Here is a 26,459-nt window from a genome sequence, read left to right on the forward strand (position 1 = left end):
GAAGACGACGACGTTGATAGGCCGGGTGTGTAAGCGCAGCGATGCGTTGAGCTAACCGGTACTAATGACCCGTGAGGCTTAACCTTACAACGCCAGAGGCGTTTTTGAGAGACACGATTTTCAGCTTATTCCGGATAAAATCAGCGGAAGCGGAGCGTAATGCTTCGTTTCGCGCACCAAGATTTGCCTGGCGGCTTTAGCGCGGTGGTCCCACCTGACCCCATGCCGAACTCAGAAGTGAAACGCCGTAGCGCCGATGGTAGTGTGGGGCCTCCCCATGCGAGAGTAGGGAACTGCCAGGCATCAAATAAGTGAAGAAGCCCCGCACGAGAGTGCGGGGCTTTTTTACGTCCAGATTTGGCGACATTAAGTAGAAACAGTGACCGCAATTCCACTTCCAGCAGCCCTTACAACCTCCATGCTTCTCTCAAGAATCGCCAGCAACTCGCTGAATTTTCGCTAATTGGCGATATGGCTCACACTATTAATCTCAGATTACCCCGCCTTTACCTTCAGTAGACTTAAATGCTTTACTCAATCCTTTAAACGCTGTTGATCAGCAAGGAACAGAGGTAAGGCATGACAACAACAAATAATAAAATCCAGCCGGATGATACAAGGAAACGCATCTGGGCTATCGTCGGCGCGTCATCGGGAAACCTGGTTGAATGGTTCGACTTCTATGTCTATTCATTCTTCTCGCTCTACTTTGCGCACATCTTCTTCCCGCAGGGCGATACCACCACGCAATTATTACAGACAGCGGGCGTTTTTGCGGCAGGATTTCTGATGCGTCCGATTGGTGGCTGGCTGTTCGGCTATATTGGCGATAAACATGGCCGAAAAAATTCGATGCTGGTTTCGGTCTGCATGATGTGTTTCGGGTCGCTGGTCATTGCCTGCCTGCCGGGATACGCAACGATCGGCGTGGCGGCTCCCGTCATTCTGCTGCTGGCGCGTATGTTTCAGGGATTATCGGTGGGCGGAGAATATGGGACCAGCGCAACCTACATGAGCGAAGTAGCCCTGGAAGGGCGCAAAGGATTCTACGCCTCATTCCAGTATGTCACGCTGATCGGTGGCCAGTTAGCGGCGGTACTGACCGTGGTGGTGCTGCAATTTCTGCTCACTGACGCAGAGCTACGCAGCTGGGGCTGGCGAATCCCCTTCTTCCTCGGCGCGCTGCTCGCGGTTGTCGCATTATGGTTACGGCGCTCTCTGGAAGAAACATCAGACAAGACCAGCCGCGAACATCTCGATGCGGGAAGCGTAATCGGATTACTGCGCAATCATACCCGTCCTTTTCTGATGGTGCTGGGTTTCACCGCGGGCGGTTCCCTGAGTTTTTACACCTTCACCACGTACATGCAGAAGTATCTGGTTAACACGTCGGGTATGGATCCTAAAACGGCCAGCGGGCTGATGACCGGTGCGCTGCTGGTCTTTATGCTGATTCAGCCCATTATTGGTGCGCTGTCAGATAAAATCGGTCGTCGCACCTCGATGATGATCTTTGGTGCGGGTGCGGCTATCTGTACCGTGCCAGTTCTGACGCTGCTGCAAAATGTGCAGAGTCCCGGCGTGGCTTTCCTGTTAATTATGCTGGCATTGCTGATTACCAGCTTCTACACGGCTATCAGCGGCATCCTTAAAGCCGAAATGTTTCCGCCGCAGGTGCGGGCACTGGGTGTCGGGCTCTCCTACGCCGTCGCGAATGCGATCTTCGGTGGTTCGGCAGAGTATGTCGCGTTGCTGATGAAGAAGCAGGGGGTTGAGACCACCTTTTTCTGGTATGTCTCTGCAATGGGCGCGGTGGCGTTTCTGGTGTCGCTGTTGCTGCACAAGCATGGTAAGGGGATTAAGCTTTAAAACAGCTACTGACTCGGATTGCACAAGGCAATGCCGCTGGCTGCACCGGCGGCATCCCATGCGAAATCTTTCCAGCTCCAGCCGCTGCCATTCGGGCGGCTGTCATACCACTCTTTTCCCGCCCCGAAACTCAACGAAAACAGCATGCCGAAAGTGTTGCTTTACCGGCCTGAAAGGTGCTGGCGCTGTCCTATTCACTGCCGGCTGCGGCCAGAATTGCGGAGGCGACAAAATGTTCTGCTTTATCCCGTACGGTCAATTGATCTTCCGCCATATGAGCACATCCACTACACAACAGCAAAGCAAGCAGCACGCTTTGCATAATGGATGCCTTCATGGCCGCAGGGATTAAAGAATACGGCTGATCAGACGATCGATACGAATCCGGCGCAAACGACGAATCAGTTTCCGCACCTTGGCCGGATAATCAGCAATACTTTCAAGCTCACGGAAATGCCTCACTACCGTGGTGTGCTGACGGATTAGCGTAAGCTCTTTTTCACGCTGCGCTGCTAACTGCTGATGAGGATCGTGGATCAGCACCGCATTTTCCAGGTCGAGCCGCCATGCACGTGGATTGAGGTTATTGCCGGTGATCAGCTGCCATTCATCATCCACCCACATCCCTTTAAGGTGATAACTGTTCTCGCCATCCTTCCACAGTCTCACGACCAACTGGCCAGTCGTAACGTAGTAGTGCAACCGGCTAAGGAAGCGGCGCAGATTGATTTCATACAGGTATGGCAGCGCGCCGATAATTTTGAACGGCTGGTCGGGCGCAATATAGAAATCATTGGCTGTTTTATCACCGACGATAATCTCGACCTGTTTTCCCTGGCGCAGCAGGTTAATGATATTACGCACCAGCAAGGCGGGCAGGTTGAAGTAGGGCGTACAGATAATCAGCTTCTGTTCTGCACAGGGCATCAGGTGAAAAATGGTTTTATTGAGCAGGCTATGCTTACCCAGACCGACCAGCGGTGTGACTGCCAGTTCATCATTGCCGGCATTCCCTTCAAACTGATAATTGAAGCCACGCAGATCCTGGCGGAACTGGCGCGTCTCATTTTTAATTTCAGGACTGGAAGGGCGCTCAGCGAAATCGAGCCGGTTAACCGCTTCTGCTGGCTTCAGATTGAGCGTGATCCAGTCATACATAGTATCGGTCAGCTGCGAATTGCGGATAATCTGGTAGCGATCGTAGCGATACTTGTCATGCTGATGCAGGTAAACATCATTGATGCTGGCGCCGCTGTAGAGCAGCGTATCATCAATAATGAAACCTTTAAGATGGAGTACACCCAGGGCTTCACGGGTATTAACCGGAATACCATAAACCGGGATGGCAATATCGGCATAACGCGTCGCCATTTCGCAATACCAGTCGGCATTAGTTACGCCTCGCGCTGCGCCAATTCGCCCACGCTGCGCACGATGCCAGTCTACCAGAATCGAGATATCCAGTTCCGGTCGTGCCTGCTTCGCATGATAAAGCGCATCCATGACGGCACGCCCGGCATCATCGTTTTCCAGATAGAGCGCAACGATACAGATGCGGGTCTGCGCTGCCGCAATCTTCTCCAGCAACGTCTGACGAAATTCGGCCGGCGAGTAAAGTGTCGACATATCCGCAACGGATTGTGACAGTTTCGGCAGCTCTGCGAGGTGTTGTTGGTGTTTATTACGTTTAAATTTAGACAACATCACAGTGCACTTCTTCTCTGTTCATTGCATGGCCTTTTGCCATCAAATCAGGGTTATAACCATAAATAATAACATCAACTTCGTCGATTCGAACGTTTTTTACCTTTCTCTACAAGGTTAGCTGATCTCATTCTGTAAAGACAATTTCAGGCTGACGATACCGTCATCCAGTTGAATATCAACATGAAAATTGAGTTTTCGGGCCAGGGTAATCATGCCGCGGTTATGGGGCATGGTGATACCGTTCAATTGTTGCAAGCCGTGATGTCGGGTGTAACGGATCATCTTTTCCAGCAGACGACGGCCCATACCTAACCCTTTCAGGTCCGAACGGACCAGCACTGAAAACTCTGCATCAATGTTATCAGCGTCAGAGATAGCGCGGGTGACGCCGATGATCTCGGGACGTCCCTGATGCTGACGTACAGCCACAATCGCCATCTCACGGTCATAATCGATCTGGGTCATATTGGCGAGGTCATCATGCGTGAATTCGTTGATCTCACTGAAGTAGCGGTAGTAGAGATCCTCTTTGGTAACCTGACTGATAAAATCGCGCAGTAAAGGCTCATCCTCTGGCAGGATTGGGCGGAACAGACAGAATTGCCCATCTTTTAACGCTACCTGCTCTTCCAGATGCTGCGGATAAGGGCGAATGGCCAGTCGTGCTTCATTATCGCCGTGGAACGGGGCCAGCGTCAGGGTGACGTCCAGCAGGGTAAAGTCATTGCCCGCTGCCAGCAACGGGTGAATATCCAGTCGCTGGATCACAGGGCAATCCACGACCAGATCAGAGACCTGCACCAGCAGCTGACTCAAGCCGGGGATATCCAGTGGATTCAGAGCGCTGCGGCTGCGGATTTTTCCGCTCTTGATCGCCTGAATGACCAGATAACGTGCCAGCGTCATATTCAGCGGGGGAAGGGCAACGGCAGCCTGTTTATCAGCCTGCCATTCAACTCCGCCTTCACCCAGCATAATGATTGGGCCAAACAGTGCATCCTGTTCGACCACAACCCGCAATTCCTGCGCGCCCGCCCGGCTGGCCATGCTCTGAACCAGCAGTCCCTCGATACGTGCCTGCGGCAGCGTCTGCTTTACCCGATCAAAAATGGCTTCGGCGGCATGCTCCACTTCACTGGCATTGCGCAGGTAGAGCATCACACCCTGAACTTCTGACTTATGGGCGATATCGGGTGAACGCAGCTTCAACGCCACCGGATAGCCAATCTGATCGGCAATGGTTACCGCTGCCGTGCTGTCACTGGCGATCCAGGTTGGCAGCGTGGCCAGCCCATAAGCCTGCAGCACCGGCTGCACTTCGTGAGTGTCCAGTGAGGTAATGCCGCGCGCCAGCGCCTGTGACAGCAGCTGGTGAGCATGTGCACTATCCAGGTTCAGCGTGGCGGGCAGGGCAGGCGTTTCGCGCAGCTGCTTCTGATTACGCCGGTACTCAACCTGATGCATAAAGGCGGTGACGGTGCCTTCCGGCGTGCGCCAGGTGGGTATGCCCGCCTGCGTAAAGGCACGACGCGCAGCCTGTGAAGAGAACTCGCCGCTCCAGTTGGTCAGCAGCGTCACCAGCGTACCGCGCGGGTGGCGGGCCACAGTATCGATCAGATGTGCGGCTGTTTCAGTCGCGGGCGCGACCGCGCTTGGCGCATGAATGATCATTAAGGCATCAAGTTCATGGCTGTCGAGGAGGATCTCCACACAGGCAGCGTAGCGCTCAGCGGTAGCGTCGTCTTTTAAATCCAGCGGATTACCGCGACCCGCACCGGCAGGCAAAATAGCCTCAAGCTGCTGACGCGTTTTATCGCTGAGCTGCGCCAGTTTGCCATTGCGGGCGTAAAGCTCATCCAGCGCCAGCGCGGCGGGTGCCGCACCATTACTGATGATCATCAGCCTGTCGCCGCGCAGTGGCCGCATATGACTCAGCGATTCAACGGCGGAAAACAGCTCATGGGTATCCTGTACCCGCAGCAATCCGGCGCGCTGAATGGCCGCATCCCATGCAGCGTCCAGACCACTGTGGGTGCCAAGCAGCGCCTGCGCTTCACGGCTGCGACCACTCTTGATCACCAGAATCGGTTTATTACGGGAGGCGCTGCGTGAGGCGGAAACAAAGCGACGTGCGTCACTGAGGTGCTCCAGATAAAGGAGGATGGCACTGGTTTTACCGTCGCGAGCCAGGAAGTCGAGCAGGTCATCAACATCGGTATCCAGGCTGTCACCCAGCGCGATAAACCAGGAGAAACCGAGATTACGCTGCTGCGCCCAGTCGAGAATAGTATTCGACACGGCGGCGGACTGGGAGATAAACGCGATACGGCCTTTCTCTATGGGTACTGGCGAGAAACTGGCATTGAGTCCCTGCCAGGGTGCCAGCAGGCCAAGACTGTTCGGCCCCAGCAAACGTATCTGCCACTGGCTGGCGCAGGCTTTGAGTTCCGCCGACTGGCTGGCGGGTGCGGAAAGGATAATGCAGGCTTTACACCCTTTTTCGCCGAGCTGTTGCAGCAATTCGAGGTTACGTTTTGAGTGGGTGCAGATCACCGCCAGGTCAGGCGCGAATGGTAAGCTGTCGATGGTAGGCCAGGCCAGTACGCCGCTGACCGCTTTATATTTTGGCGTCACCGGCAGCACCGGTCCGCTAAAACCGCCTGCCAGCAGGTTACGCATCATAAAGTAGCCGGCACGCCCGGGCGTGACCGAGGCACCAATCACCGCAATTGATTTAGGTCGTAACAGCGCTTCCAGTCCGCGTTGGCTCATCTCGCCCTCCAGAGATCGGGATTTGCGTGATTGTAAACGCTTTTTGCTGGCCGTGCTTCCGGGCAGATCGCAGGCTGAACATCCGGATCCTGGAAACTGTCAGGGCAGGCTCATGCCTGCCAGTCGGAGAAGGATACGTTTAAGCCTGTCCGGCGTGATGCGGTTTTCCTGCCAGGTAAGCCGTGCGGAACAGATCGAAATGGTGAGATAACGCCTCTGCCGCCCGCCGATCGCCCGCCTTCGCCAGCAGCGCCGCTGCCACTTCAGCGGTACAGTGCTGACCTTCGCCGTGCGCCTCACGCAGCGTATAGCGCGAAGGCGTGCTGACATCCAGCGACATTACTGGCAGGGCATCGAGCCAGGGACTTTTGCGAAACATCTTGCGCGCTTCGGTCCAGGTGCCATCGAGCATAATAAACAGCGGCGGCTTGCCGCTGATGGGTGGCGCTGTCAACACCTCGCGACCGGGATCGGCATAGGAGGCCGGGAAGACGACCAGCGGCTGATAATCGGGATTTCGCACAGCCGCCAGCAGCAGTGGATCCGGCTCGGTGCGTGACCAGCCAAATGCCTGGGTATCCGGCAGAATATCGGCAATCAGACGACCGGTGTTACTCGGCTTCATTGGCTCGGTATCAAACATCACCAGGCAGAAGCGACTACGGGCAGACTGCGGCACGATCTGGCTGCAGAGACAGTTGGCCTCTGGCAGCAGGCAGCCCTGGCAGCGAATGACCCGATTTCCGCGCGCCAGGAAAGGACGGGTGGCGCGGGCCAGGCGTTGGGTGCGCAAGCGCAAAACGGCATTATCAGACATGAGTATTCAGGGCAGGAAAAACGTCAGTGTAATCGAAGCGCAGATGAAAAGGAAAAGGCCAGACTGGCTGGCCTTTGACGTTTAAAGTGATTCGTCGAGCCATTCGTTAAATGGCGCTTTGGGCATAGCTCCGTTCAGCATGTCAACCCGCTCGCCATTTTTAAACAGCATGATGGTCGGGATGCTGCGAATGTTGAAACGGGCACTCAGGGCCGGTTCAGCTTCAGTGTTCACTTTAATAAAGCGGACCTTGCCGCTGCGTTCACTGGCGACATCTTTAAACACCGGCGCAAAATTGACGCAGGGGCCGCACCAGGGCGCCCAGAAATCGATCACTACCGGCAGATCATCCTGCAGATATTTGTCAAAGTTGGCGCTGGTGGCATTCACCACCTCGCCATCGAACAGCTCATTTCCACAGCGACCACATTTCGCCACGTCGGCAAGGCGTTCGTCAGGAACGCGATTGGTTGCCTGACATGAAGCGCATACCGTATTCATAGGAACCTCTGATGTTGAAAAGTGTCAGTCTGGTAATCATTGTCCATTATGAAAGGGGGCGGATTTTCGCTCAATCTGGATTGCTCTATAGGTTCAATAGTTGATAGCTAAGCGCCAGCACATCAGGTAATCTGCGCGCTCTAAATGCAGGAGGAAGACATGAACGACGAATATAAAGGCAAGAGCGGAAAAGTTAAGGTGATGTACGTGCGTGGCGAGGACGACAAAAGCGCGCGCGCGCCGAATCCTCGTACAGGCAAAGGTGGTCACTCTGCTGCCCGCCAGGATGATAATCGTCGTTCATCTGGCCCCCGCACTGAACGCACTCAGGAAGGCGGTCGCTCCGCTGGTCGTCGTAGTGACGACACCGGTCGCAGCAGTTCACCGCGTCGTGATGAAGGCGGACGTGGCGCACCACGCCGTTCAGACCTTGGCGCAGGTCGCCGCAACGATCGTGGTGATGACAGCCGCGGCGCTTATGGCAGCAGCGACTCCCCGTGGCGCACCGTGTCACGCGCACCCTCCGCCGATCGTGCGTCATCGCCTGAGAGCGATAAGCCGGATCACGGCGGCATCAGCGGCAAGAGCTTCGTCGATCCTGAGCAGATCCGCCGTCAGCGTAATGAAGAGACCCGCGTCTATGGCGAGAACGCCTGTCAGGCGCTGTTCCAGAGCCGTCCGGAAGCAATTGTCCGCGCCTGGTTCGTGCAGGAAGTCACACCGCGCTTCCGCGAAGCGCTGCGCTGGCTGGCTGCTAACCGCAAAGCCTATCACGTGGTAGAAGATGCTGAGATCACCAAAGCATCAGGTACTGAGCATCATGGCGGCGTCTGCTTCCTGATCAAAAAGCGTATGGGCATGGCGGTGTCTGAATGGCTGAGCCAGGCAAATACCAAAGACTGCGTACTGGCACTGGAGGATGTCAGCAACCCGCATAACCTTGGCGCGATTATGCGCAGCTGCGCGCATTTCGGCGTAAAAGGTTTGCTGGTGAATGATGCTTCACTGCTGGAGTCAGGCGCAGCGGTGCGTACCGCAGAAGGCGGCGCTGAGCATGTGCAGGCGATCAGCGGCGCAACCTTCAGCGAAGGTCTGGAAGCGTTCCGTAAAGCGGGTTACACCATCGTGACCACCTCCAGCCATCAGGGCACGCCGCTGGCGCAGGCTCAGCTGCCGGAGAAAATGGTGCTGGTGTTAGGTCAGGAGCGTGAAGGTCTTTCTGACACCGCGTTCAAACAGGGTGACATGAGCCTGTCGATTGGCGGCACCGGTAACGTGGAAAGTCTCAACGTCTCGGTCGCAACCGGCGTACTGCTCGCCGAATGGTGGCGTCAGAACGCATAAAAAAACGGGCCGAAAGGCCCGTTTTGCTGTGTGACATCAGTGTGCACCGCCACCACCACCGCCTGCACCAAACGGCGGGCGGGCAAACCAGATCAGCACCAGCAGGATTAAAAAGACCCCCGCCGACGCCCAGAAGATTTCATTCGCTGAAATAATCAGTCCCTGATTGGTAATCTGCTGCGCGATATAAGCTGACGCCTGCTGCTGCGTCATCCCCATGCTCTCCAGCTGGCTATACATCTGCTGTGAATTGACGTTATACGGGGTAATCGACTCCGTCAGGTAGCTATGATGCATCGACTCGCGATTCGTCCACATGGTGGTGGTAATCGACGTTCCCACTGACCCCGCAAAGGTTCGCATAAAGTTCGACAGGCTGGATGCGGCGGCCATGCGCTCCGGCGGCAGTCCCGACAGCGTAATGGTGGTCAGCGGCATAAAGAAGCAGGCCACGGCAAAGCCCTGAATAAACTGCGGCCAGGCTGAGGCACCAAAGTCCATCCCCGGTTCAAACGTATAGGCACGCCAGTAGAAGCAGACGGCATACATAATGAAGCTGAACGTGACCAGCCGTCGCATGTCGAGCTTATGCGCAAAGCGACCAATAATCGGCGACAGGATCACCGGCAAAATCCCCACCGGCGCAGACGCCAGACCTGCCCAGGTTGCGGTGTAGCCGTAGACCTCCTGCAGCAGCTGCGGCAGCAGAACTATCGAGCCGAAGTAGAGCATATAAGCCAGACTGATCGACAGGCAGCCAATGGTAAAGTTGCGCGACTTAAACAGCGACAGGTCGATGATAGGGTGATCGTCCGTCAGCTCCCACACCAGCAGCACTGACAGCGCAATCAGGGCCACAACCCCCAGCACGATAATCTCGGATGAGTTAAACCAGTCGAGCTCTTTTCCGCGGTCCAGCATCACCTGCAGACAGCCGATCCCCACCACCAGCAGCACCAGCCCGACCATATCGATCCGGCGGATTTCGGTTTTGGTTTCCCGGCCACGCAGGGTTTGCAGCGTCAATATGACTACTGCCACACCAATCGGCACGTTGATAAAGAAGATCCAGCCCCAGTGATAGTTATCACTGATCCAGCCACCCAGTATCGGGCCACAGATTGGTGCCACGATCACCGTCATCGCCCACAGCGACAGCGCAACACTCCGTTTGGCCGGGGGATAGTTGTTGAGCAGCAGACTTTGCGACAGCGGGATCAACGGACCCGCGACGATCCCCTGAATGACGCGGAAGAAAATCAGCATCTCCAGGCTATCTGACATGCCGCACGCCCATGAGGCAATGGCAAACAGAATGGTCGACCAGGTGAAGAGCTTCACTTCACCGATGCGTTTTGCCAGCCAGCCGGTCAGCGGGATCGAGATCGCATTCGCCACACCAAACGAGGTGATTACCCAGGTACCCTGAGAGTTTGACGCCCCCAGGTTGCCGGCAATAGTAGGGATAGCCACGTTGGCGATGGTCGAGTCCAGAACCTGCATGAACGTCGCCAGCGACAGCGCAATGGTCATCAGGACCAGCGGCATCCCTTCAAGCGGTTTTTGTGCCATTACAGACTCCGCGTTCTCATCCGGCGTTGGCGCGAACGATATCGGTGATCAGTTGATTGACCGGCGCAAGGTCAATCGCCAGCGCGTTGCTGCTGTAAGCGGCCTGCTGACGGGCGCTGGTGGCGAGTGCACTACCCTCTTTGCTGGTGGTATCGATTTTAACCAGCGTGGAGAGGCCAATGCGCAGCGGATGTCTGGCGATATCATCCTGATTCAGTTCGATACGAACCGGCAGACGCTGAACCACTTTAATCCAGTTACCGGTGGCGTTCTGTGCTGGCAGTAGAGAGAAGGCGCTGCCGGTGCCCATATCCAGACCCACGACTTTACCCTGATAAACCACTTCGTCACCGTAGATGTCGGCGACCACGGTGGCAGGCTGACCGATACGGACGCCTGCCAGCTGCGTCTCTTTGAAATTCGCATCGACCCACAGATTCGTGGCAGGCACGACAGCCAGTAGCGGGGTGCTGGTAGAGATTTGCGAACCGACCTGTACGCTGCGACGGGAGATAAAGCCATCCATCGGGCTGCGGATTTCGGTGCGCTGCAGCGCCAGCCAGGCGTCACGCAGCTCAGCAGCACTCTGTTGCACGGCAGGCTGATTCTCCAGCGAGGTGTTGAGGATCATCGCCTGATTCGCATTGTATTGCTGAATGGCAACGTCCAGCTGCGCTTTGGCCGTTGCCACGGCGTCACGGGCGTGCTGCAACTCTTCACGGCCAATCAGGTTAGCCGCACCTAACGGCTCACGACGTTTCAGGTCGGCTTCTGCCTGCGCCAGCGCGGTCTGCTGCAGCGTAATGCTGGCCTGATACTGTTTGCCATTAATCATAAGCTGATGCGTCTGACGCACGCTGGTGGCCAGAGCCGTCTGCGCTTTTTCAAACGCCTGCCCGGCATCGGTCTTATCGAGTGACACCAGCACATCGCCTTTTTTGACGAAATCGGTATCTTCAAACCAGACCTTATTCACGCTACCGGAGACCTGGGCCATCACCTGCACCTGATTACCTGCAACGTAGGCGTCATCGGTTTCCTGAAAATGGCGCAGGACCAGAAACCAGTAAACGCCCCAGGCAATACCAATCAGCACAAAGATCAGCGCCAGCACAATGAGCACGCTTTTGCGCTTCTTCTTTTTGCTGGCTGACGGTTGCGGGCTTTGTGCTTCTGCCGTTGCACTCATGACTTTCTCCACGTTTTCCATTTAGTCGGGCGGCAGAAATCCTTTTCTGCCAGCGCCCGAGTCGAAAAAGCCAGCGACTGAGCGCTGGCCAGATAAAAAAGGAAATTAAAATAACGATTTCGACAGGTGATTGTGTCGCACTTATTGCTATTAGCGGGACAGCGAGGCGATCAGCTGATCTTCATCCATTTTATCAAGACGATTAAGCAACTTACGGGTGATGCCTTCGAGCTGAGACTTCTCATCGACTGACAGCGACGACCAGAGGTACTGCAGGCTCTGATGCTGAGGGGGCAGCAACTGACGCAGGAACTCCATCCCTTTATCGGTCAGATGCAGGTGCAAACAGCGACGGTCGTGATCGCTTTCGCGACGCTCAATCCAGCCGCGCTTTTCCAGCTCATCAGCAATGCGCGTGGCATTGGTGCGTGAAGATCCAAGGGCTGAGCTGAGTTCAGAAGGCTGAATACTGTGATTTTCCTGCGCATCCAGCGTAATCAACGCCATAAACAGGGTTTCATTAATACCCTGTGCTTTCAGCATCTTATTGCGATTGTCCAGCAGTTTACCCTGCATATGCATACAGAGACGCGTCAGAATAATTTCCTGTAACGGAAAATCCTTATGGCGATTGGCACGGATGTTTAGCATCTGCTCAATGGGAGTAAACGAACTTTCCATTAAAAAAACCTCACTAATTCCAACTTGTATAATAACTATGGTGACAGGCTAAGCGTAGTCACTTTTTGGCAGGTGGTCGCTGACAGACTCGCACGCTGCACCATCAAAGGTATTCCAGGCCATTCCCTGGCCCTGGGTCAAAAACCCGTACGCCCGGCGGCAGCTGCAGTGCCGGGACGTTATCAAAAAGGGGGCAAATTTAATAATATCGCGAGGAAAAATAACTGAAGTGAATAGGTTTGTTACTAACCATAACAAACCTAACCATTTGTGACCAGACCAATGCACTGTCCGGACAGCCTTCAGTTAATATTTTCCGGCTCAAAGCGCGATCCGCCCGCCCAGATCAGCTGATTCACCAAAGTCAGTAACGCGCCAGCGATACAGACGCCATACCAGCCCGCAAGATGGTAAGCGGTAGCGGAGAGCAGCGAGCCCGCCGCACCGCCGATAAAGTAGCTGGTCATGTAACCGGCATTCAGACGGTTACGCGCCTCCGGCATCTGCGCATAAATCACGCTCTGATTGGTGATATGGACAGCCTGTACCGCCAGATCCAGCAGCAGGATGCCGACGATCAGCGGCACAAGCTGCTCTGCACCCCATGCAATGGCGGCCCACGACAGCAGCATAAGCAGCAGGCCCAGTCGGGTCGTCAGCTTCGCTTTACCTTTATCGGCCAGTGAACCCGCCTGACGTGCGGCCAGCGCACCCGCGGCACCTGCCAGGCCCAGCAAGCCAATTTTGCCTTCTGAGAAGTGATATGGCGCGCCAGAGAGCAGAAACGCCATTGAGGTCCAGAGCAGGCTGAAATTGGCAAAGGAGAGACAGCCGGTCCAGGCACGTGTGCGGATCACCCGATTACCTGCATACAGACGAAAGATGGACGCCAGCAGTTGCGGATAGCTCATGGGCACGGACTGTTTCACGCGTGGCAGCGATCGCCACAGCGCCAGCGCCATCACTACCATGAGCAGGCTGGCGGTCCAGTAGACGGTGCGCCAGCCGCCAAGCTGTGCCAGACCGCCTGCCACGGTACGCGCCAGCAGAATCCCCAGCAGCAGACCGCTCATTACCGTTCCGACAATTTTACCGCGCCGCTCCGGCTCAGCCAGCGTGGCGGCCAGCGGCACCAGAATTTGTGCGGCGACCGAGAACAGGCCGGTCATGACCGTGCCCAGCAGTAAAAAGAGGAACGTGTGCGACAGGGCGATAATCACCATGCCCGCCGCCGCCAGCAGGATCATCGTCACAATCAGGCTGCGTCGTTCAAAGCGATCGCCCAGCGGCACCAGCAACAGCAGACCACAGGCGTAGCCGAGTTGCGCCGTGGTGACAATAAACCCGGCAAGGCTAACAGAAAGATCAAACTGCCGGGCGATGGTATTGAGCAGTGGCTGAACGTAGTAATTACTGGCTACGCAGAGGCCGGTTGCCACCGACATCAGCATGACTAAAGCAGGCGTCAGACCCTGGCGAGTCGCATTCATAAACAGCATCGGTCACTAATAATCATTTGAGGTTAATAATAACTCAAAAAACTATTTCACACGTATGTTTATTAACAGGCCATACCAGTCGGGAAAGCAGGCATAAAAAAGGGCAGAAAAGTTTCTGCCCTCAAATAACTGCCCTACTTTGAGCGTATGGCTCCCTGAGCCAGCACTTTTATCACCCAATCTGGGACGGAAATGTTTTCATGTTACTTTGCGGCGGCCTGCGCCTCGCTGATCCATTTATCGAACTCAGTCTGATGTGCCTTAATCCAGCCATCCACATGACGGTTAATTGCCTCTTCTGAGTTTTGTCCGGCATGCATTGCTGAGTTTTCAGCATTGATATCGGTAATAGGCAGCTTCATGACCGCAAACAGACGGGCAGCAGCCGGGTTTTTTGCCGCCCATGCTTTGTTGGCGACGATGTGCATGGTGTTAACCGGGAAACCGTAGTTCGCGCCGTTTGGCAGCCGGGTATCCACATCCTTCTGTTCGCCAGGCAGTGAAGAGAACGGCACCTGCAGCCAGACCACATCGCGGCCCGGCTTCAGCACATCGCTCAGCCAGTAAGGCGTCCAGGTGTAATAAAGGATCGGCTTACCCTGTTTGTAGCGTGCCAGCGTATCCGCCACCATCGCTGAATAGTTACCCATATTGGCGGTCACGGTATCACTGAGACCAAAGGCGCTGTTCTGATGATTAATTACCGCTTCACAGCCCCAGCCTGGCGTACAGCCGGTCATATCCGCTTTGCCATCGCCGTTGGCATCAAACAGGCTGGCGATCTTAGGATCTTTCAGCTGTTCAATATTGGTGATGTGGTATTTCTCGGCGGTCTTCTTATCAATCAGATAACCCTGGGCGGCACCGGTAACGTAGGTGCCCTGACGATACAGCTTCTGATCGCCACCGGCGGCTTTGTACATGTCGTCATGCAGCGGCTGCCAGTTCACCGCGGTAAAGGTGGCGTCGCCAGCGGCGATAGAGGTGTAGCCAACGTTGTAATCCACTTCACCTGGCTTGCTGACCTGATAGCCAAGTTTTTCCAGCGCGCGGCTGACAATCAGGGTCTGAAAAGTCTCTTCAGCGATAGTGCTCTGTATGGGTTGTACCGTAATACCTTTACCCGGCAGATCGGCAGCGGAGACGTGTGAAACGGCCAGCGTGGTTACCACGGCGGCGAGCAGAGAGGCTCTGTTGCGCATAGTCATTCCTTATTTCAGATGTCGCGTCAGGATGGGCGGCGCACAGACGCCGCCCGACAGATTATTTTTTACGTGAAGGAGAGAAGATCAGGCCCAACGGGCCGGTGTGATACCAGTGACGATTACCGCGGCTGCGGCTATCGCGACCAAAAGATTGGGTCAGGCGGTCAAGGATAATGGCAAGGATCACAATCCCCACACCACCCACCGTAGCCAGCCCCATATCGAGACGGCCAATACCGCGCAGAACCATCTGACCGAGTCCGCCTACGGCGATCATCGAGGCGATTACCACCATCGACAGCGCCAGCATCAGGGTCTGATTAACGCCCGCCATAATGGTGGGCATCGCCAGCGGCAACTGCACTTTGAATAGCAGCTGGCGCGGACTGGCACCAAAGGATTCACTCGCTTCGATCAGATCGGCGGGCACCTGCTTAATGCCGAGAATAGTCAGACGCACAATCGGTGGCAGGGCGAAGATAATCGTTACCACAACGCCTGGCACGTTGCCGATACCAAACAGCATCACAATCGGCACCAGATAGACAAAGGCGGGTGTCGTCTGCATCGCATCCAGCAAAGGACGTACGATACGCGCAGCCCGTTCACTGCGTGCCAGCCAGATCCCCAGCGGCAGGCCGATGAGAATGCAGAACATCAGCGCGGTAAGCACCAGCGCCAGCGTGACCATCGCCTGTGACCAGGCGCCAATTGCGCCAATCACGACCAGCGATACCAGCGTGGCGATGCCCATGGCGGGCGTCGCGATCTGCCAGGCGATCAGCGCAAACACCAGAATCGCTACCGGCGCGGGCATCCCCAGTAACAGCTGCTGAAAGACGCTGAGAATGTAGTCAACCGGCACCCGGATACCCTGAAAAAGCGGTCGGAAATGGTTGACCACCCAGTCGATGCCGGTGGTCACCCAGTGATCAAGCGGAATCCAGGTTTTGTGGAACGGATCCATGATATTGAAATGTTCCGGCGCAGGCACAGGGGCGCTGTTGAGCCAGTCACTGCCGCTGGCTGCATCGGGTGTCGCGCTGCCATCGGGCGTGCCCCAGGCATCGGCACCGCCGCTGCTGGTGGGTGCAGGCTGACTGCTGGCGGCGGTGCCGCTATCCCACGGATTGGTGGTTTCCTGACTCATGGCTGGGCTCCTTCACGATCTAACGCGCGCAATAGCGTGCTTTTGGAAATGATACCGACATACTGATTCTCCTCGCCGACCACTGGCACTGCACAGGGTGCCTGAGCGACGTGCGAGAGCAGATCGCTCAGTGAGGTATCGGCGGGCACCGCGGCTGGCGAGTCGAGGAGGGCGCTATCGAATCCCAGGCCAGCTGCCAGCGCGGCTTTCAGCGAGTCGGTGGAGACCACACCAAGAAACTTCTGTTTTTCCAGCACATAGCCGTAGTCGCGGTCTTCATCCTGCAGCAGCTTAATGGCGGAGCGCGGGCCGAAACCTGGCGCTTTGCGGATCAACGCTCCCGCACTACGACGGGCGATATCTTTGGCGCTGAATACGTGACTGATATCGACGCCACGGAAAAAGGTGCGGACATAGTCATTGGCTGGGTTATTCAGGATTTCATCCGGCGTACCAACCTGTATCACTTCGCCGCCCTGCATAATGGCAATACGGTCGCCAATACGCATCGCTTCATCAAGATCGTGGGAAATAAAGACGATGGTGCGCTGATGCCTGGCTTGTAAATTAACCAGTTCATCCTGCATTTCAGTACGAATCAACGGATCCAGTGCGGAGAAGGCTTCATCCATTAATAAGATGTCGGGATTGATGGCCAGCGCGCGGGCTAATCCAATGCGCTGTCGCATTCCTCCGGAAAGTTCATCCGGATAAGCGTGCGCATAATTCTCCAGCCCGACCTGACGTAACGCTTCCAGTGCTTTATCCTGGCGTTCAGCCAGTGCGATTCCCGCTAATTCCATGCCAAATGCCGTGTTATTTAATACATCCATGTGCGGCATCAAAGCAAATGACTGGAATACCATACTGATTTTATTTCTGCGCACGTCGCGCAGTTCACTGGCTGATATTTTGGCAATATCGACACCGTCAATGATCACCTGGCCGCGCGTCGGCTCTATCAGACGATTGAGAAGGCGAACCATGGTCGATTTTCCTGAACCGGATAACCCCATGATGACGAATATCTCGCCTTCTTCAATGGCCAGACTGGCGTTCTTTACGCCAAGCGAGAGCCCGGTCTTCTCAAGAATGACATCTTTGGTCGCACCCTTTTCAATATATTTAAAAGCGCGATCCGGATTGTCGCCAAATATTTTATAGAGATTTTTTACTTCGAGCTTAATAGCCATGCAGTCATTAAATCCTGGTTGAAATATCTGATATTATTCTGTCTTTCCCGCTGAAATTTAAGCAGGCCATACGGTAGCACACTGACGTTATCTGACAACCCTGAAGTGGAATATTGACCGGCCGCGGAACATTCAGATGCCGATTATCTTCAGTGCTCGCAAGGGATAAGCGCGAATTAATTTTTTGTGAAATCGTCAGGGATTTATTGGCATCTCAGCCGATTTGCCGGGTGAAAGGGAGAAAAACAAGTGTCACCAGCGTAAAATATTACGGAAATACTGGGTTCCAATGCAGGTAAATAATCACGCCTGAAACGATCATAATCAGTGAAATAATCGGATAAAATTACGGAAATGCGGGGCGGGTAAGAATTAACAAACGGTTAAATAGTCAGGCCGTGTTGCAGTAATATTTTTTCTTATGATTGGTCGGAATGGTGCGGCTGGCACGCCACGACGACTGAAAACCGGATGCTGATAAAACAGCACCCGGTAACCCTCAGAAATTCCAGTCTTCGTCTTCAGTCTCGACCGCTTTCCCCATTACATAGGAGGAGCCTGAGCCGGAGAAGAAATCGTGGTTCTCGTCAGCGTTGGGCGACAGCGCCGACAGAATCGCCGGATTTACGGCCGTCAGCTCCGCCGGGAACAGCGCCTCATAGCCCAGATTCATCAGCGCTTTGTTGGCATTGTAGTGCAGGAACGTTTTTACCTCTTCCACCCAGCCGACATCGGCATAGAGCGCCTCGGTATAAGCCACTTCGTTCTCATACAGCGCCAACAGCAGATCATAGGCGAACTGCTGCAGCTCTTCGCGGCGCAGATCGTCAGCGCCAGCCAGCGCCTGCTGATATTTGTAACCGATGTAGTAACCATGCACCGCCTCATCGCGAATAATCAGGCGAATCAGGTCTGCGGTATTGGTCAGCTTGCCCCGGCTTGACCAGTACATCGGCAGCCAGAAGCCGGAATAGAACAGGAACGACTCCAGAAAGACGCTGGCGATCTTCTTCTTCAGTGGATCATCGGCGCGGTAGTGTTCCAGGATGATACGCGCCTTGTTCTGCAGCGGCGCATTTTCTTCACTCCACTGGTAGGCTGCATCCACATCCTGCGTGTTGCACAGGGTTGAAAAGATCGAACTGTAGGAGCGGGCATGTACCGCTTCCATAAAGCTGATATTCGACAGCACTGCCTCTTCGTGCGGGGTAATGGCATCCTCCATTAGCCCTGGCGCGCCGATCACGTTCTGGATGGTGTCGAGCAGCGTCAGGCCGGTAAAGACCCGGATGGTCAGCTGCTGCTGCTGTTTATCCAGCGTCTGCCAGCCGGGCAGATCGTTGGAAAGCGGCACCTTCTCCGGCAGCCAGAAGTTGCTGGTAAGACGATTCCACACCTCAAGATCTTTATCATCCTGAATGCGGTTCCAGTTAATGGCCTGAATCTGTTTGAGTTTCATCGTGTTCATTACAGGGAGCAGGAAACGCAGCCCTGAACCTCCGTGCCCTGAAGCGCCATCTGACGCAGTCGAATGTAATAGAGCGTTTTGATGCCTTTTTTCCACGCGTAAATCTGCGCTTTGTTGATGTCACGGGTGGTGACGTCATCGCGGAAGAACAGCGTCAGCGACAGTCCCTGATCGACGTGCTGCGTTGCTTCTGCGTAGGTATCAATTATCGCTTCCGGCCCAATCTGATACGCATCCTGATAGAGATGGAGATTTTCATTGGTCATAAACGGCGCGGGATAGTAGACGCGACCGGTTTTGCCCTCTTTGCGGATCTCGATAGGAGACACAATCGGATGGATGCTGGAGGTGGCGTGGTTGATGTAGGAGATCGAACCGGTCGGCGGGATCGCCTGCAGGTTCTGATTAAACAACCCGTGCTGCATCACCGCATCGCGCAGCGCCTGCCAGTCTGCCTGAGTTGGCAGCGTCAGTCCGGCATCGGCAAACAGTTGAGCCACCCGTTCGGTTCGCGGCAGCCACGCGCGTTGCAGATACTTATCGAAATAAACGCCGCTGGCATAGTCCGAATCCGCAAAGCCGTCGAAAGTCTGCTGATGCGCCTGCGCCAGCTGATTAGAGGTGCGCAGTGCATAGTAAGTGATGCAATAGAAGTAGAGATTGGTGAAATCCAGCGCTTCCGGCGAACCGTAGGCGATGCCTTCGCGCGCCAGATAGCCGTGCAGGTTCATCTGACCCAGGCCAATGGCGTGCGAGCGGCGATTGCCTTCGGCGATGGAAGGCACCGAGCCGATCTCGCTCATCATCGACACCGACGTCAGGGCGCGAACGGCCACATCCACTGTGCGCGCCAGATCGCGCGAATCCATGGCGTGTGCAATATTCAGTGAGCCGAGATTACAGGAGATATCTTTGCCGACGCGGCGATAGCTGAGATCGTCGTTGTACTCGCTGGCGCTGTTCACCTGCAGAATCTCTGAGCAGAGGTTGCTCATATTGATGCGACCGGCAATCGGGTTGCTGCGGTTCACGCTGTCCTCATACATGATGTAGGGATAGCCCGACTCAAACTGAATTTCGGCCAGTGTCTGGAAAAAATCACGCGGCTGAATATAGGTTTTACGAATGCGATCGTCGGCCAGCATCTCGTCATACTTCTCACTGATGCTGATATCACCAAAGGCCTGGCCGTAGACCCGCTCCACGTCGTAGGGCGAGAACAGTGCCATCGGTTTGTTCTCTTTCGCCAGCTGGAAGGTGATATCCGGGATTACCACGCCCAGCGACAACGTTTTGATGCGGATCTTCTCGTCGGCGTTTTCGCGCTTGGTATCCAGAAAGCGGAAGATATCGGGATGGTGCGCATTGAGCCACACCGCGCCAGCGCCCTGACGTGCGCCAAGCTGATTCGCATAGGAGAAGGCATCTTCCAGCATTTTCATCACCGGGATCACGCCCGACGATTGATTTTCTATGCGTTTGATCGGCGCGCCGGACTCTCGCAGATTGGACAACAAGAAGGCAACGCCGCCGCCCCGTTTTGACAGCTGCAGTGCCGAGTTCACGGCGCGACCAATCGACTCCATATTGTCTTCGATACGCAGCAGGAAGCAGGAGACCAGCTCACCGCGCTGCTGTTTGCCGCAGTTCAGAAAGGTGGGTGTGGCAGGCTGGAAACGGCCGCTGAGAATCTCCTCCAGCAGCGCCCGCGCCAGCGTTTCATCGCCCCGAGCCAGCGTCAGCGCCACCATGCAGGCGCGCTGTTCGAAAGTTTCCAGATAGCGTTTGCCATCAAAGGTCTTCAGCGTATAGCTGGTGTAGTACTTCCAGGCACCGAGAAAGGTTTTGAACTCAAATCCCCAGTTCTCCGCCACCTCATGCAGTGCAAGCAGAAAATCAAAATCGTACTGGTTCAGCACGTCCGCTTCATAATAGCTCTCCGCCACCAGATAGCGTAAACGCTCGGCGTTGCTGGCGAAGGGGACCGTATTGGGCTGCACATGCTGCAGATAAAACTGACGTGTCGCTTCACGATCCTTGTCGAACTGGATGCGGCCCTCGGCGTCATAGAGGTTCAGCATGGCATTAAGGGCGTGATAATCGAGCGTCACGCTGTTGAGGGTGTCTGTTGTTGCCAAAATTGGGTTACTCCCGCTTTAACTTTCGCAATATCGTCAGGCGTTCCCATCAGCTCGAAGCGGTAGAGGCAGGGCACCTGACATTTTTTTGCAATGATGCTGCCCGCCAGGCAGTAACCGGCACCGAAGTTACGGTTGCCCGCCGCGATTACGCCACGAATACCGCGCCGGTTCGCCTCATCATTAAGAAACTGAATCACCTGGCCGGGCACCGCACCCCGACTGCTGCCACCGCCATAGCTGGGCACCACCAGAATATAGGGCTGATCGATATGCAGCGTCTCCCGGGCATCCAGCGGTATGCGCCGGGCGGCCAGGCCGAGGCGTGTCACAAACCGGTGAGTGTTTTCCGACTGGCTGGAAAAATAGACCAGCGGGAACATGCGCTTAGTGCCCGACGGCAGAAAGCGTGCGCAGAGTGGCGATCTTGTCCGGGCGGAAGCCGCTCCAGTGGTCATTATCTGCCATTACTACCGGGACCTGGCGATAACCCAGTGATTTCAGGTTATCGATCGCATCCGGCTGGCTGTCGAGATTGATCAGCTGATAGGCGAGCCCCTGACGATCCATGGCATTTTTGGTTGCCGTGCACTGGACACAGTTATCTTTAGTGTAAATAATAATGCGCATGATTCGTATTTCCCTCTATGTACGGTTCTGATACCCGGAAATAAAGCTGATGCAGCCTTCATTAGGACGGGCATCTGGTGTCTTGCTGATAAGGTAAATACTAGATGTAGTGGTTTGAGTGGTCAAGCCCACCAGATATAGGGTTTTATGATTTGCATTTGCGCAACTCAGGCAAAGCCAGCAGTGATGCGCCCTGCCGGCTGGTAAATTCTTTTGTAAATGTCGCAGACCGGAAAAAGGGCAAAAAAAAGCCCCGCACGGGGCAGGGCTCAGGGGATTTTTTTGTACTTAGCGGCGTGAAGCCAGCAGTATACCCACTACGATACCAAACGCGGCGCCGACACCTACACCGTGCCATGGTTTGTCATGCACGTAGGTATCAACCTGAGCACCAGCATCACGTGCAACCTGAGATACGCGGTTGCTGCCACCGTTCAGTTTAGAGCGGGTCTGCTTCAGCAGTTTTTCTGCCTGACTGCGGGCAGAGTCCACTTCGTCTTTGGCGTCACTGCCATAAGATTTCAACAGCGCTTCCAGTGAATCGGCCAGCTCATTCACATCCTGATTGATATCAATGTCATCGTTTTTTACAGTGCGATTAAACATTTTTTAGCTCCCTTTGATTTAAAAACGTAATACTAGTGTAGACGACCTTTTGATAAACGAGACGCGGGAGTGTTCTTTAGGGAAAATTCCGAATGCCCACTCTGTCATGCTGATGTAAGGTTGCGAAGCTTTTGAAAGAGGAGAGGATCGAGCATGTATTTACGACCAGATGAGGTAGCGCGCGTACTGGAAAAAGCGGGTTTCGAAGTCGATGAAATTACTCCACGGGCCTATGGCTATCGCCGTGGTGAGAACTACGTTTATGTGAATCGCGAAGCGCGCATGGGGCGCATGGCTTTAGTGATTCACCCGACGCTGAAAGAGAAAAGCCAGCCGTTCGCTGAACCTGCTTCAGAAATGAAGACCTGCGATCACTATACCCAATTCCCTCTCTACCTGGCGGGTGATTCACAGGAACATTACGGCATCCCGCATGGATTCAGTTCCCGCATGGCGCTGGAACGCTATATTCAAAGCGTTTTCGGCTAACGCATCAGGCCCCGCCGCGACGGGGCACTGAACCTCCTGTCAGTCCTCCCTGTTTACCCTGCCGTTGCAATTACCGGCTGTGACGCGTATAAATTTGTCCCTTATAGATGTTTAGACGTCCATACGGATAAAAGTGATGAGCGAACAGCCAACTCCTTCGCAGGAACAATTTAAACGCACCATGAAAGTGCGCCATCTGGTGATGTTATCGCTGGGCGGCGTGATCGGCACCGGCCTGTTTTTTAACACCGGCTATATCATTTCAACCACCGGCGCAGCGGGAACGCTGCTCGCCTATCTGATTGGCGCGCTGGTGGTCTGGCTGGTGATGGTCTGCCTGGGCGAGCTCTCCGTAGCAATGCCGGAAACCGGTGCGTTCCACGTCTACGCCGCGCGTTATCTCAGCCCGGCAACCGGCTACACTGTGGCCTGGCTCTACTGGCTGACCTGGACGGTGGCGCTTGGCTCCAGCCTGACGGCGGCGGGTTTCTGTATGCAGTACTGGTTCCCGCAGATCCCGGTGTGGATCTGGTGCCTGGTCTTTTGCTGCGCCATCTATCTGCTCAACGTCATCTCAACCCGCTTTTTCGCGGAAGGAGAGTTCTGGTTCTCGCTGATAAAAGTCGTCACGATCGTTGCCTTTATCGTGCTGGGCGGCGCGGCGATGTTTGGCTTTATCCCGATGAAAGATGGCACGCCCGCGCCGGGCCTGAGCAATCTCACCGCGCACGGCTGGCTGCCCAATGGTGTACTGCCGATTCTGATGACCATGGTGGCAGTCAACTTCGCCTTTTCCGGCACCGAGCTGATCGGGATTGCTGCCGGTGAAACTCAGCAGCCGGAGAAAGTGCTGCCGCTGGCGATCCGCACGACGGTGGCCCGACTGATTATTTTCTTTATCGGCACAGTCTTTGTGCTGGCGGCGCTGATTCCAATGGATCAGGCGGGAATTGTCAAAAGCCCGTTTGTGCTGGTGTTTGAAAAGATCGGCATTCCTTATGCCGCTGACATTATTAATTTTGTGATCCTGACTGCTATCCTCTCTGCGGCCAACTCGGGCCTCTATGCATCCGGGCGTATGCTCTGGTCGCTGGCCAACGAAAACACGTTGCCGCGCGCCTTTGCCAGCGTCAACAAGCGCGGCGTGCCTCTGCTGGCCATCACTGTCAGCATGATCGGTGGCTTACTGGCGCTGGTCTCCAGCGTGGTAGCGCCAGACACGGTATTTGTGGCGCTGTCGGCCATTTCCGGATTTGCGGTGGTCGCGGTCTGGCTCAGCATCTGCGCCTCGCATTTTGTTTTCCGTCGCCGTCATCTTCAGCAGGGCAAATCGCTGGCCGAACTGGGCTACCGTGCGCCGCTCTATCCGCTGACGCCGATTCTGGGCTTTCTGCTCTGCCTGCTGGCCTGTGCCGGACTGGCGTTTGATCCGACTCAGCGCATCGCGCTGTGGTGTGGCATCCCGTTCGTGCTGTTCTGCTACGCCGCTTACCATCTGACCCACAAATCATCCCCGAAGCCTGAGGAGGCCAAAGATGTCGCATAACCCTGTCGCGCAGGCTTTAACGGAGTTGTCGCCGCTGATCCTGGATGGCGCGCTGGCCACCGAGCTGGAAGCCCGAGGCTGCCATCTGGCCGATGCGCTCTGGTCAGCGAAAGTGCTGATGGAAAATCCTGAACTGATCTACCAGGTTCACTACGACTATTTTGTCGCCGGCGCGCGCTGTGCCATAACGGCCAGCTACCAGGCAACGCCGCAGGGCTTTGCTACGCGCGGTCTCGATGAGGCGCAGTCACTGGCGTTGATCGCCCAGAGCGTCGAACTGGCGCGCCGCGCCCGTCACGACTATCTGGCGGTACGGCCCGATGCAAAAACGCTGCTGGTGGCGGGATCGGTGGGGCCGTATGGTGCCTTCCTGGCGGATGGTTCGGAATATCGCGGCGACTACGCGTTGCCGGAAGCGGAGATGATGGCGTTTCACCGCCCGCGCGTGCAGGCGCTACTGGCGGCGGGTGCCGATCTGCTGGCCTGTGAAACCCTGCCTTCCTTTGCCGAAGCGCAGGCGCTGGTGAAACTGCTGGCTGAATTTCCTGAAAGCCGCGCCTGGTTCACGTTTACCCTGCGTGACGCCGGACACATCAGCGACGGCACGCCGCTGTCAGATGTGGTGAGCTGGCTGAATCAGCAGCCACAGGTGGTAGCGCTGGGGGTTAACTGCGTGGCACTTGAGAGCGTGACGCCTGCGCTGCGCCAGCTGCAGAGACTGACTGACAAGCCGCTGGTGGTCTATCCCAACTCCGGCGAGCAGTATGATGCCGACAGCAAAACCTGGCATTCAGCGCCATCTGGCTGCACGCTGCATGACAAGCTGGACGAGTGGCAACAGGCCGGCGCGAAGCTGATTGGCGGCTGCTGCCGTACCTCTCCCAATGACATCGCGGCTATCGCCCGCGCTTGTCAACCGCAATAAGCTGGCTGAATCGGGCGATGATAGCCCGATTGAGATGAAGAGGGCGGTCTACACTCTGATCACTGATCACTCTGTGGACCCCTTCATGAAACAGCGAATTCTGGCTCTGGCCGCCGCGCTGCTGCTTAGCGGCTGTGCCACCATTGTCGGCACTGAAACCCAGATGGTGCGCATCGACTCTCTGCCACAGGGCGCGCGCTTTACCGTGCAGGATGAGCGTGGCTATGCAGTGGCGCAGGGTTTCACGCCGCAGACTGTCGAGCTGGCCAAATCGACCGGCCGCTACTTTGGCAAAAAGCACTACCTGCTGATGCTGGAAAGTCCGGGCTATGTGCCGGTTACGGTGCCGATCGAGGCACGCGCTAACCTCTGGTATCTGCTGGGCAACATTCCGCTGGGTGGATTCCCCGGCTGGCTGCTGGTCGATCCCTTCTATGGCGGCATGTACGACCTCAAGCCGGAGCATCCGCGTCCCTTTATGAACCCGGTTGGCGCGCGCGGCTGATTACTGTGCGGTCGGCTTCACCATTCCGCCTGGCGTTTTATGGCGTTCCAGATACTGATGCTGGAAAATGCACATGCGGATGGTGTTGCGGTACTCCCCGTTAATGAAAAACTCATGCTTGAGCACGCCTTCGATCTCGAAGCCGAGCTTGGTGTAGATGTGGATCGCTTTTTCGTTTTCCTGATCGACAATCAGGTAGAGCTTATAAAGATTCAGCACTGAAAAGCCATAATCCATCGCCAGCTTTGCCGCCTGTGTGGCCAGCCCTTTGCCCTGATGCGCCGGATCGATAATGATCTGAAACTCAGCGCGGCGGTGCACATGGTTAATCTCGACCAGTTCCACCAAGCCCGCTTTCTGCCCGCTGTGCTCCACCACAAAGCGGCGTTCGGTCTGATCGTGAATGTGCTTGTTGTAGAGATCGGACAGCTCCACAAACGCCTCATAAGGCTCCTCGAACCAGTAGCGCATCACGCTGGCGTTGTTATCCAGCTGATGGACAAAGTGCAGATCTTCCCGCTCCAGCGGACGCAGTTTTACCGTCATTACCTGACTCCTTTTTTAAAGAAACTGCGGCGAGTATACCGCATCAGCCTGGTGCTGCGATTTACGCAGTTGCATACGGTTGCCCGCTTCACCGCAGTGGCAGTCAA

General features: G+C 55.5%; 23 protein-coding genes, 2 rRNA genes and 1 pseudogene. 8 read left to right on the forward strand and 18 right to left on the reverse strand.

Annotation, left to right across the window (positions count from 1 at the left end; all coding sequences use genetic code 11):
• The 3 genes from QSK07_RS00005 to QSK07_RS00015 form a co-directional block, all read left to right on the forward strand.
• Positions 1 to 86, forward strand: a 23S ribosomal RNA gene (locus QSK07_RS00005); the annotation flags it as partial.
• Between the two features lie 100 nt (positions 87 to 186).
• Positions 187 to 302, forward strand: a 5S ribosomal RNA gene (rrf, locus tag QSK07_RS00010).
• Between the two features lie 277 nt (positions 303 to 579).
• Positions 580 to 1,869 carry an MFS family transporter gene (locus QSK07_RS00015; protein WP_285720126.1) on the forward strand — a complete coding sequence of 430 codons (1,290 nt, stop codon included), beginning with the start codon at positions 580 to 582 and terminating at the stop codon, positions 1,867 to 1,869.
• 5 nt (positions 1,870 to 1,874) lie between these two features.
• On the opposite strand, the pseudogene QSK07_RS00020 reads toward QSK07_RS00015, so the two are convergent.
• From QSK07_RS00020 to trxC, 5 genes and pseudogenes are all read right to left on the reverse strand, one after another.
• Positions 1,875 to 2,206: pseudogene (locus QSK07_RS00020) on the reverse strand (YfiM family lipoprotein).
• Between the two features lie 11 nt (positions 2,207 to 2,217).
• Positions 2,218 to 3,573, reverse strand: a complete 1,356-nt coding sequence (gene pssA / locus QSK07_RS00025; protein ID WP_275222904.1) for a CDP-diacylglycerol--serine O-phosphatidyltransferase — start codon at positions 3,571 to 3,573, stop codon at positions 2,218 to 2,220.
• Positions 3,574 to 3,690: 117 nt separating this feature from the next.
• The gene (locus QSK07_RS00035; RefSeq protein WP_285720127.1) at positions 3,691 to 6,348 is read right to left on the reverse strand and encodes a bifunctional acetate--CoA ligase family protein/GNAT family N-acetyltransferase; all 2,658 of its coding nucleotides are present in this window, start codon (positions 6,346 to 6,348) and stop codon (positions 3,691 to 3,693) included.
• Positions 6,349 to 6,487: 139 nt separating this feature from the next.
• The gene (locus tag QSK07_RS00040) at positions 6,488 to 7,165 is read right to left on the reverse strand and encodes a tRNA-uridine aminocarboxypropyltransferase (protein WP_285720128.1); all 678 of its coding nucleotides are present in this window, start codon (positions 7,163 to 7,165) and stop codon (positions 6,488 to 6,490) included.
• Between the two features lie 81 nt (positions 7,166 to 7,246).
• On the reverse strand, positions 7,247 to 7,666 hold the full coding sequence (gene trxC / locus QSK07_RS00045; protein WP_013358802.1) for a thioredoxin TrxC: 420 nt from the start codon (positions 7,664 to 7,666) through the stop codon (positions 7,247 to 7,249).
• 159 nt (positions 7,667 to 7,825) lie between these two features.
• On the opposite strand from trxC, the gene QSK07_RS00050 reads away from it, so the two are divergent.
• A complete protein-coding gene (locus QSK07_RS00050) occupies positions 7,826 to 9,010 on the forward strand; it encodes a tRNA/rRNA methyltransferase (RefSeq protein WP_098052551.1) in 1,185 nt (394 codons plus the stop codon).
• A gap of 36 nt (positions 9,011 to 9,046) precedes the next feature.
• On the opposite strand, the gene emrB is transcribed toward QSK07_RS00050, so the two are convergent.
• From emrB to QSK07_RS00110, 12 genes are all read right to left on the reverse strand, one after another.
• Positions 9,047 to 10,582: a multidrug efflux MFS transporter permease subunit EmrB gene (emrB, locus tag QSK07_RS00055; RefSeq protein WP_098052552.1), complete on the reverse strand. Its 1,536-nt coding sequence runs from the start codon at positions 10,580 to 10,582 to the stop codon at positions 9,047 to 9,049.
• Between the two features lie 16 nt (positions 10,583 to 10,598).
• Entirely contained in the window at positions 10,599 to 11,771 is a 1,173-nt protein-coding gene (gene emrA / locus QSK07_RS00060) for a multidrug efflux MFS transporter periplasmic adaptor subunit EmrA (RefSeq protein ID WP_098053135.1), read from the reverse strand.
• A gap of 150 nt (positions 11,772 to 11,921) precedes the next feature.
• Complete coding sequence (mprA, locus tag QSK07_RS00065) at positions 11,922 to 12,452, reverse strand: transcriptional repressor MprA (protein ID WP_003850381.1); 531 nt, start codon at positions 12,450 to 12,452, stop codon at positions 11,922 to 11,924.
• A gap of 302 nt (positions 12,453 to 12,754) precedes the next feature.
• The gene (locus QSK07_RS00070; protein ID WP_275222855.1) at positions 12,755 to 13,942 is read right to left on the reverse strand and encodes an MFS transporter; all 1,188 of its coding nucleotides are present in this window, start codon (positions 13,940 to 13,942) and stop codon (positions 12,755 to 12,757) included.
• Between the two features lie 212 nt (positions 13,943 to 14,154).
• Positions 14,155 to 15,153, reverse strand: a complete 999-nt coding sequence (gene proX / locus QSK07_RS00075) for a glycine betaine/L-proline ABC transporter substrate-binding protein ProX (protein WP_098052554.1) — start codon at positions 15,151 to 15,153, stop codon at positions 14,155 to 14,157.
• Between the two features lie 61 nt (positions 15,154 to 15,214).
• Entirely contained in the window at positions 15,215 to 16,306 is a 1,092-nt protein-coding gene (gene proW, locus QSK07_RS00080; RefSeq protein ID WP_285720129.1) for a glycine betaine/L-proline ABC transporter permease ProW, read from the reverse strand.
• Positions 16,303 to 17,499, reverse strand: coding sequence for a glycine betaine/L-proline ABC transporter ATP-binding protein ProV (proV, locus tag QSK07_RS00085; protein WP_098052556.1), 1,197 nt, complete (start codon positions 17,497 to 17,499; stop codon positions 16,303 to 16,305). The genes proW and proV overlap by 4 nt, the downstream gene beginning before the upstream one ends.
• 499 nt (positions 17,500 to 17,998) lie before the next feature.
• Positions 17,999 to 18,958, reverse strand: a complete 960-nt coding sequence (gene nrdF, locus QSK07_RS00090) for a class 1b ribonucleoside-diphosphate reductase subunit beta (protein WP_098053137.1) — start codon at positions 18,956 to 18,958, stop codon at positions 17,999 to 18,001.
• A gap of 8 nt (positions 18,959 to 18,966) precedes the next feature.
• The gene (gene nrdE / locus QSK07_RS00095) at positions 18,967 to 21,105 is read right to left on the reverse strand and encodes a class 1b ribonucleoside-diphosphate reductase subunit alpha (RefSeq protein WP_285720130.1); all 2,139 of its coding nucleotides are present in this window, start codon (positions 21,103 to 21,105) and stop codon (positions 18,967 to 18,969) included.
• Positions 21,075 to 21,488: a class Ib ribonucleoside-diphosphate reductase assembly flavoprotein NrdI gene (gene nrdI / locus QSK07_RS00100; protein WP_098052558.1), complete on the reverse strand. Its 414-nt coding sequence runs from the start codon at positions 21,486 to 21,488 to the stop codon at positions 21,075 to 21,077. Before nrdI ends, nrdE begins: the two co-directional genes overlap by 31 nt.
• 4 nt (positions 21,489 to 21,492) lie before the next feature.
• Positions 21,493 to 21,735, reverse strand: coding sequence for a glutaredoxin-like protein NrdH (nrdH, locus tag QSK07_RS00105; RefSeq protein WP_098052559.1), 243 nt, complete (start codon positions 21,733 to 21,735; stop codon positions 21,493 to 21,495).
• A gap of 288 nt (positions 21,736 to 22,023) precedes the next feature.
• Positions 22,024 to 22,341, reverse strand: coding sequence for a DUF883 family protein (locus QSK07_RS00110; RefSeq protein ID WP_033733577.1), 318 nt, complete (start codon positions 22,339 to 22,341; stop codon positions 22,024 to 22,026).
• A gap of 153 nt (positions 22,342 to 22,494) precedes the next feature.
• Between QSK07_RS00110 and QSK07_RS00115 the strand changes: the two genes are divergently transcribed.
• The 4 genes from QSK07_RS00115 to QSK07_RS00130 all read left to right on the forward strand — a co-directional run bounded on the left by QSK07_RS00115 (position 22,495) and on the right by QSK07_RS00130 (position 25,806).
• The gene (locus QSK07_RS00115; RefSeq protein WP_003850360.1) at positions 22,495 to 22,830 is read left to right on the forward strand and encodes a DUF2002 family protein; all 336 of its coding nucleotides are present in this window, start codon (positions 22,495 to 22,497) and stop codon (positions 22,828 to 22,830) included.
• 136 nt (positions 22,831 to 22,966) lie between these two features.
• On the forward strand, positions 22,967 to 24,376 hold the full coding sequence (gene mmuP / locus QSK07_RS00120) for an S-methylmethionine permease (protein WP_275222862.1): 1,410 nt from the start codon (positions 22,967 to 22,969) through the stop codon (positions 24,374 to 24,376).
• On the forward strand, positions 24,366 to 25,301 hold the full coding sequence (gene mmuM, locus QSK07_RS00125) for a homocysteine S-methyltransferase (RefSeq protein ID WP_285720131.1): 936 nt from the start codon (positions 24,366 to 24,368) through the stop codon (positions 25,299 to 25,301). The genes mmuP and mmuM overlap by 11 nt, the downstream gene beginning before the upstream one ends.
• A gap of 85 nt (positions 25,302 to 25,386) precedes the next feature.
• Positions 25,387 to 25,806, forward strand: coding sequence for a hypothetical protein (locus QSK07_RS00130; RefSeq protein WP_003850357.1), 420 nt, complete (start codon positions 25,387 to 25,389; stop codon positions 25,804 to 25,806).
• On the opposite strand, the gene speG is transcribed toward QSK07_RS00130, so the two are convergent.
• Positions 25,807 to 26,352, reverse strand: a complete 546-nt coding sequence (gene speG, locus QSK07_RS00135) for a spermidine N1-acetyltransferase (RefSeq protein WP_003850356.1) — start codon at positions 26,350 to 26,352, stop codon at positions 25,807 to 25,809.
• Positions 26,353 to 26,459: the final 107 nt, after the last annotated feature.

It is taken from the genome of Pantoea sp. QMID4 (assembly GCF_030270445.1).
GTDB lineage: Bacteria > Pseudomonadota > Gammaproteobacteria > Enterobacterales > Enterobacteriaceae > Pantoea > Pantoea vagans.

Coding starts and splice junctions, on each gene's coding strand:
- QSK07_RS00015 (WP_285720126.1), top strand. CDS start 580: ATGACAACAACAAATAATAAAATCCAGCCGGATGATACAAGGAAACGC.
- pssA (WP_275222904.1), bottom strand. CDS start 3,573: ATGTTGTCTAAATTTAAACGTAATAAACACCAACAACACCTCGCAGAG.
- QSK07_RS00035 (WP_285720127.1), bottom strand. CDS start 6,348: ATGAGCCAACGCGGACTGGAAGCGCTGTTACGACCTAAATCAATTGCG.
- QSK07_RS00040 (WP_285720128.1), bottom strand. CDS start 7,165: ATGTCTGATAATGCCGTTTTGCGCTTGCGCACCCAACGCCTGGCCCGC.
- trxC (WP_013358802.1), bottom strand. CDS start 7,666: ATGAATACGGTATGCGCTTCATGTCAGGCAACCAATCGCGTTCCTGAC.
- QSK07_RS00050 (WP_098052551.1), top strand. CDS start 7,826: ATGAACGACGAATATAAAGGCAAGAGCGGAAAAGTTAAGGTGATGTAC.
- emrB (WP_098052552.1), bottom strand. CDS start 10,582: ATGGCACAAAAACCGCTTGAAGGGATGCCGCTGGTCCTGATGACCATT.
- emrA (WP_098053135.1), bottom strand. CDS start 11,771: ATGAGTGCAACGGCAGAAGCACAAAGCCCGCAACCGTCAGCCAGCAAA.
- mprA (WP_003850381.1), bottom strand. CDS start 12,452: ATGGAAAGTTCGTTTACTCCCATTGAGCAGATGCTAAACATCCGTGCC.
- QSK07_RS00070 (WP_275222855.1), bottom strand. CDS start 13,942: ATGAATGCGACTCGCCAGGGTCTGACGCCTGCTTTAGTCATGCTGATG.
- proX (WP_098052554.1), bottom strand. CDS start 15,153: ATGCGCAACAGAGCCTCTCTGCTCGCCGCCGTGGTAACCACGCTGGCC.
- proW (WP_285720129.1), bottom strand. CDS start 16,306: ATGAGTCAGGAAACCACCAATCCGTGGGATAGCGGCACCGCCGCCAGC.
- proV (WP_098052556.1), bottom strand. CDS start 17,499: ATGGCTATTAAGCTCGAAGTAAAAAATCTCTATAAAATATTTGGCGAC.
- nrdF (WP_098053137.1), bottom strand. CDS start 18,958: ATGAAACTCAAACAGATTCAGGCCATTAACTGGAACCGCATTCAGGAT.
- nrdI (WP_098052558.1), bottom strand. CDS start 21,488: ATGTTCCCGCTGGTCTATTTTTCCAGCCAGTCGGAAAACACTCACCGG.
- nrdH (WP_098052559.1), bottom strand. CDS start 21,735: ATGCGCATTATTATTTACACTAAAGATAACTGTGTCCAGTGCACGGCA.
- QSK07_RS00110 (WP_033733577.1), bottom strand. CDS start 22,341: ATGTTTAATCGCACTGTAAAAAACGATGACATTGATATCAATCAGGAT.
- QSK07_RS00115 (WP_003850360.1), top strand. CDS start 22,495: ATGTATTTACGACCAGATGAGGTAGCGCGCGTACTGGAAAAAGCGGGT.
- mmuP (WP_275222862.1), top strand. CDS start 22,967: ATGAGCGAACAGCCAACTCCTTCGCAGGAACAATTTAAACGCACCATG.
- mmuM (WP_285720131.1), top strand. CDS start 24,366: ATGTCGCATAACCCTGTCGCGCAGGCTTTAACGGAGTTGTCGCCGCTG.
- QSK07_RS00130 (WP_003850357.1), top strand. CDS start 25,387: ATGAAACAGCGAATTCTGGCTCTGGCCGCCGCGCTGCTGCTTAGCGGC.
- speG (WP_003850356.1), bottom strand. CDS start 26,352: ATGACGGTAAAACTGCGTCCGCTGGAGCGGGAAGATCTGCACTTTGTC.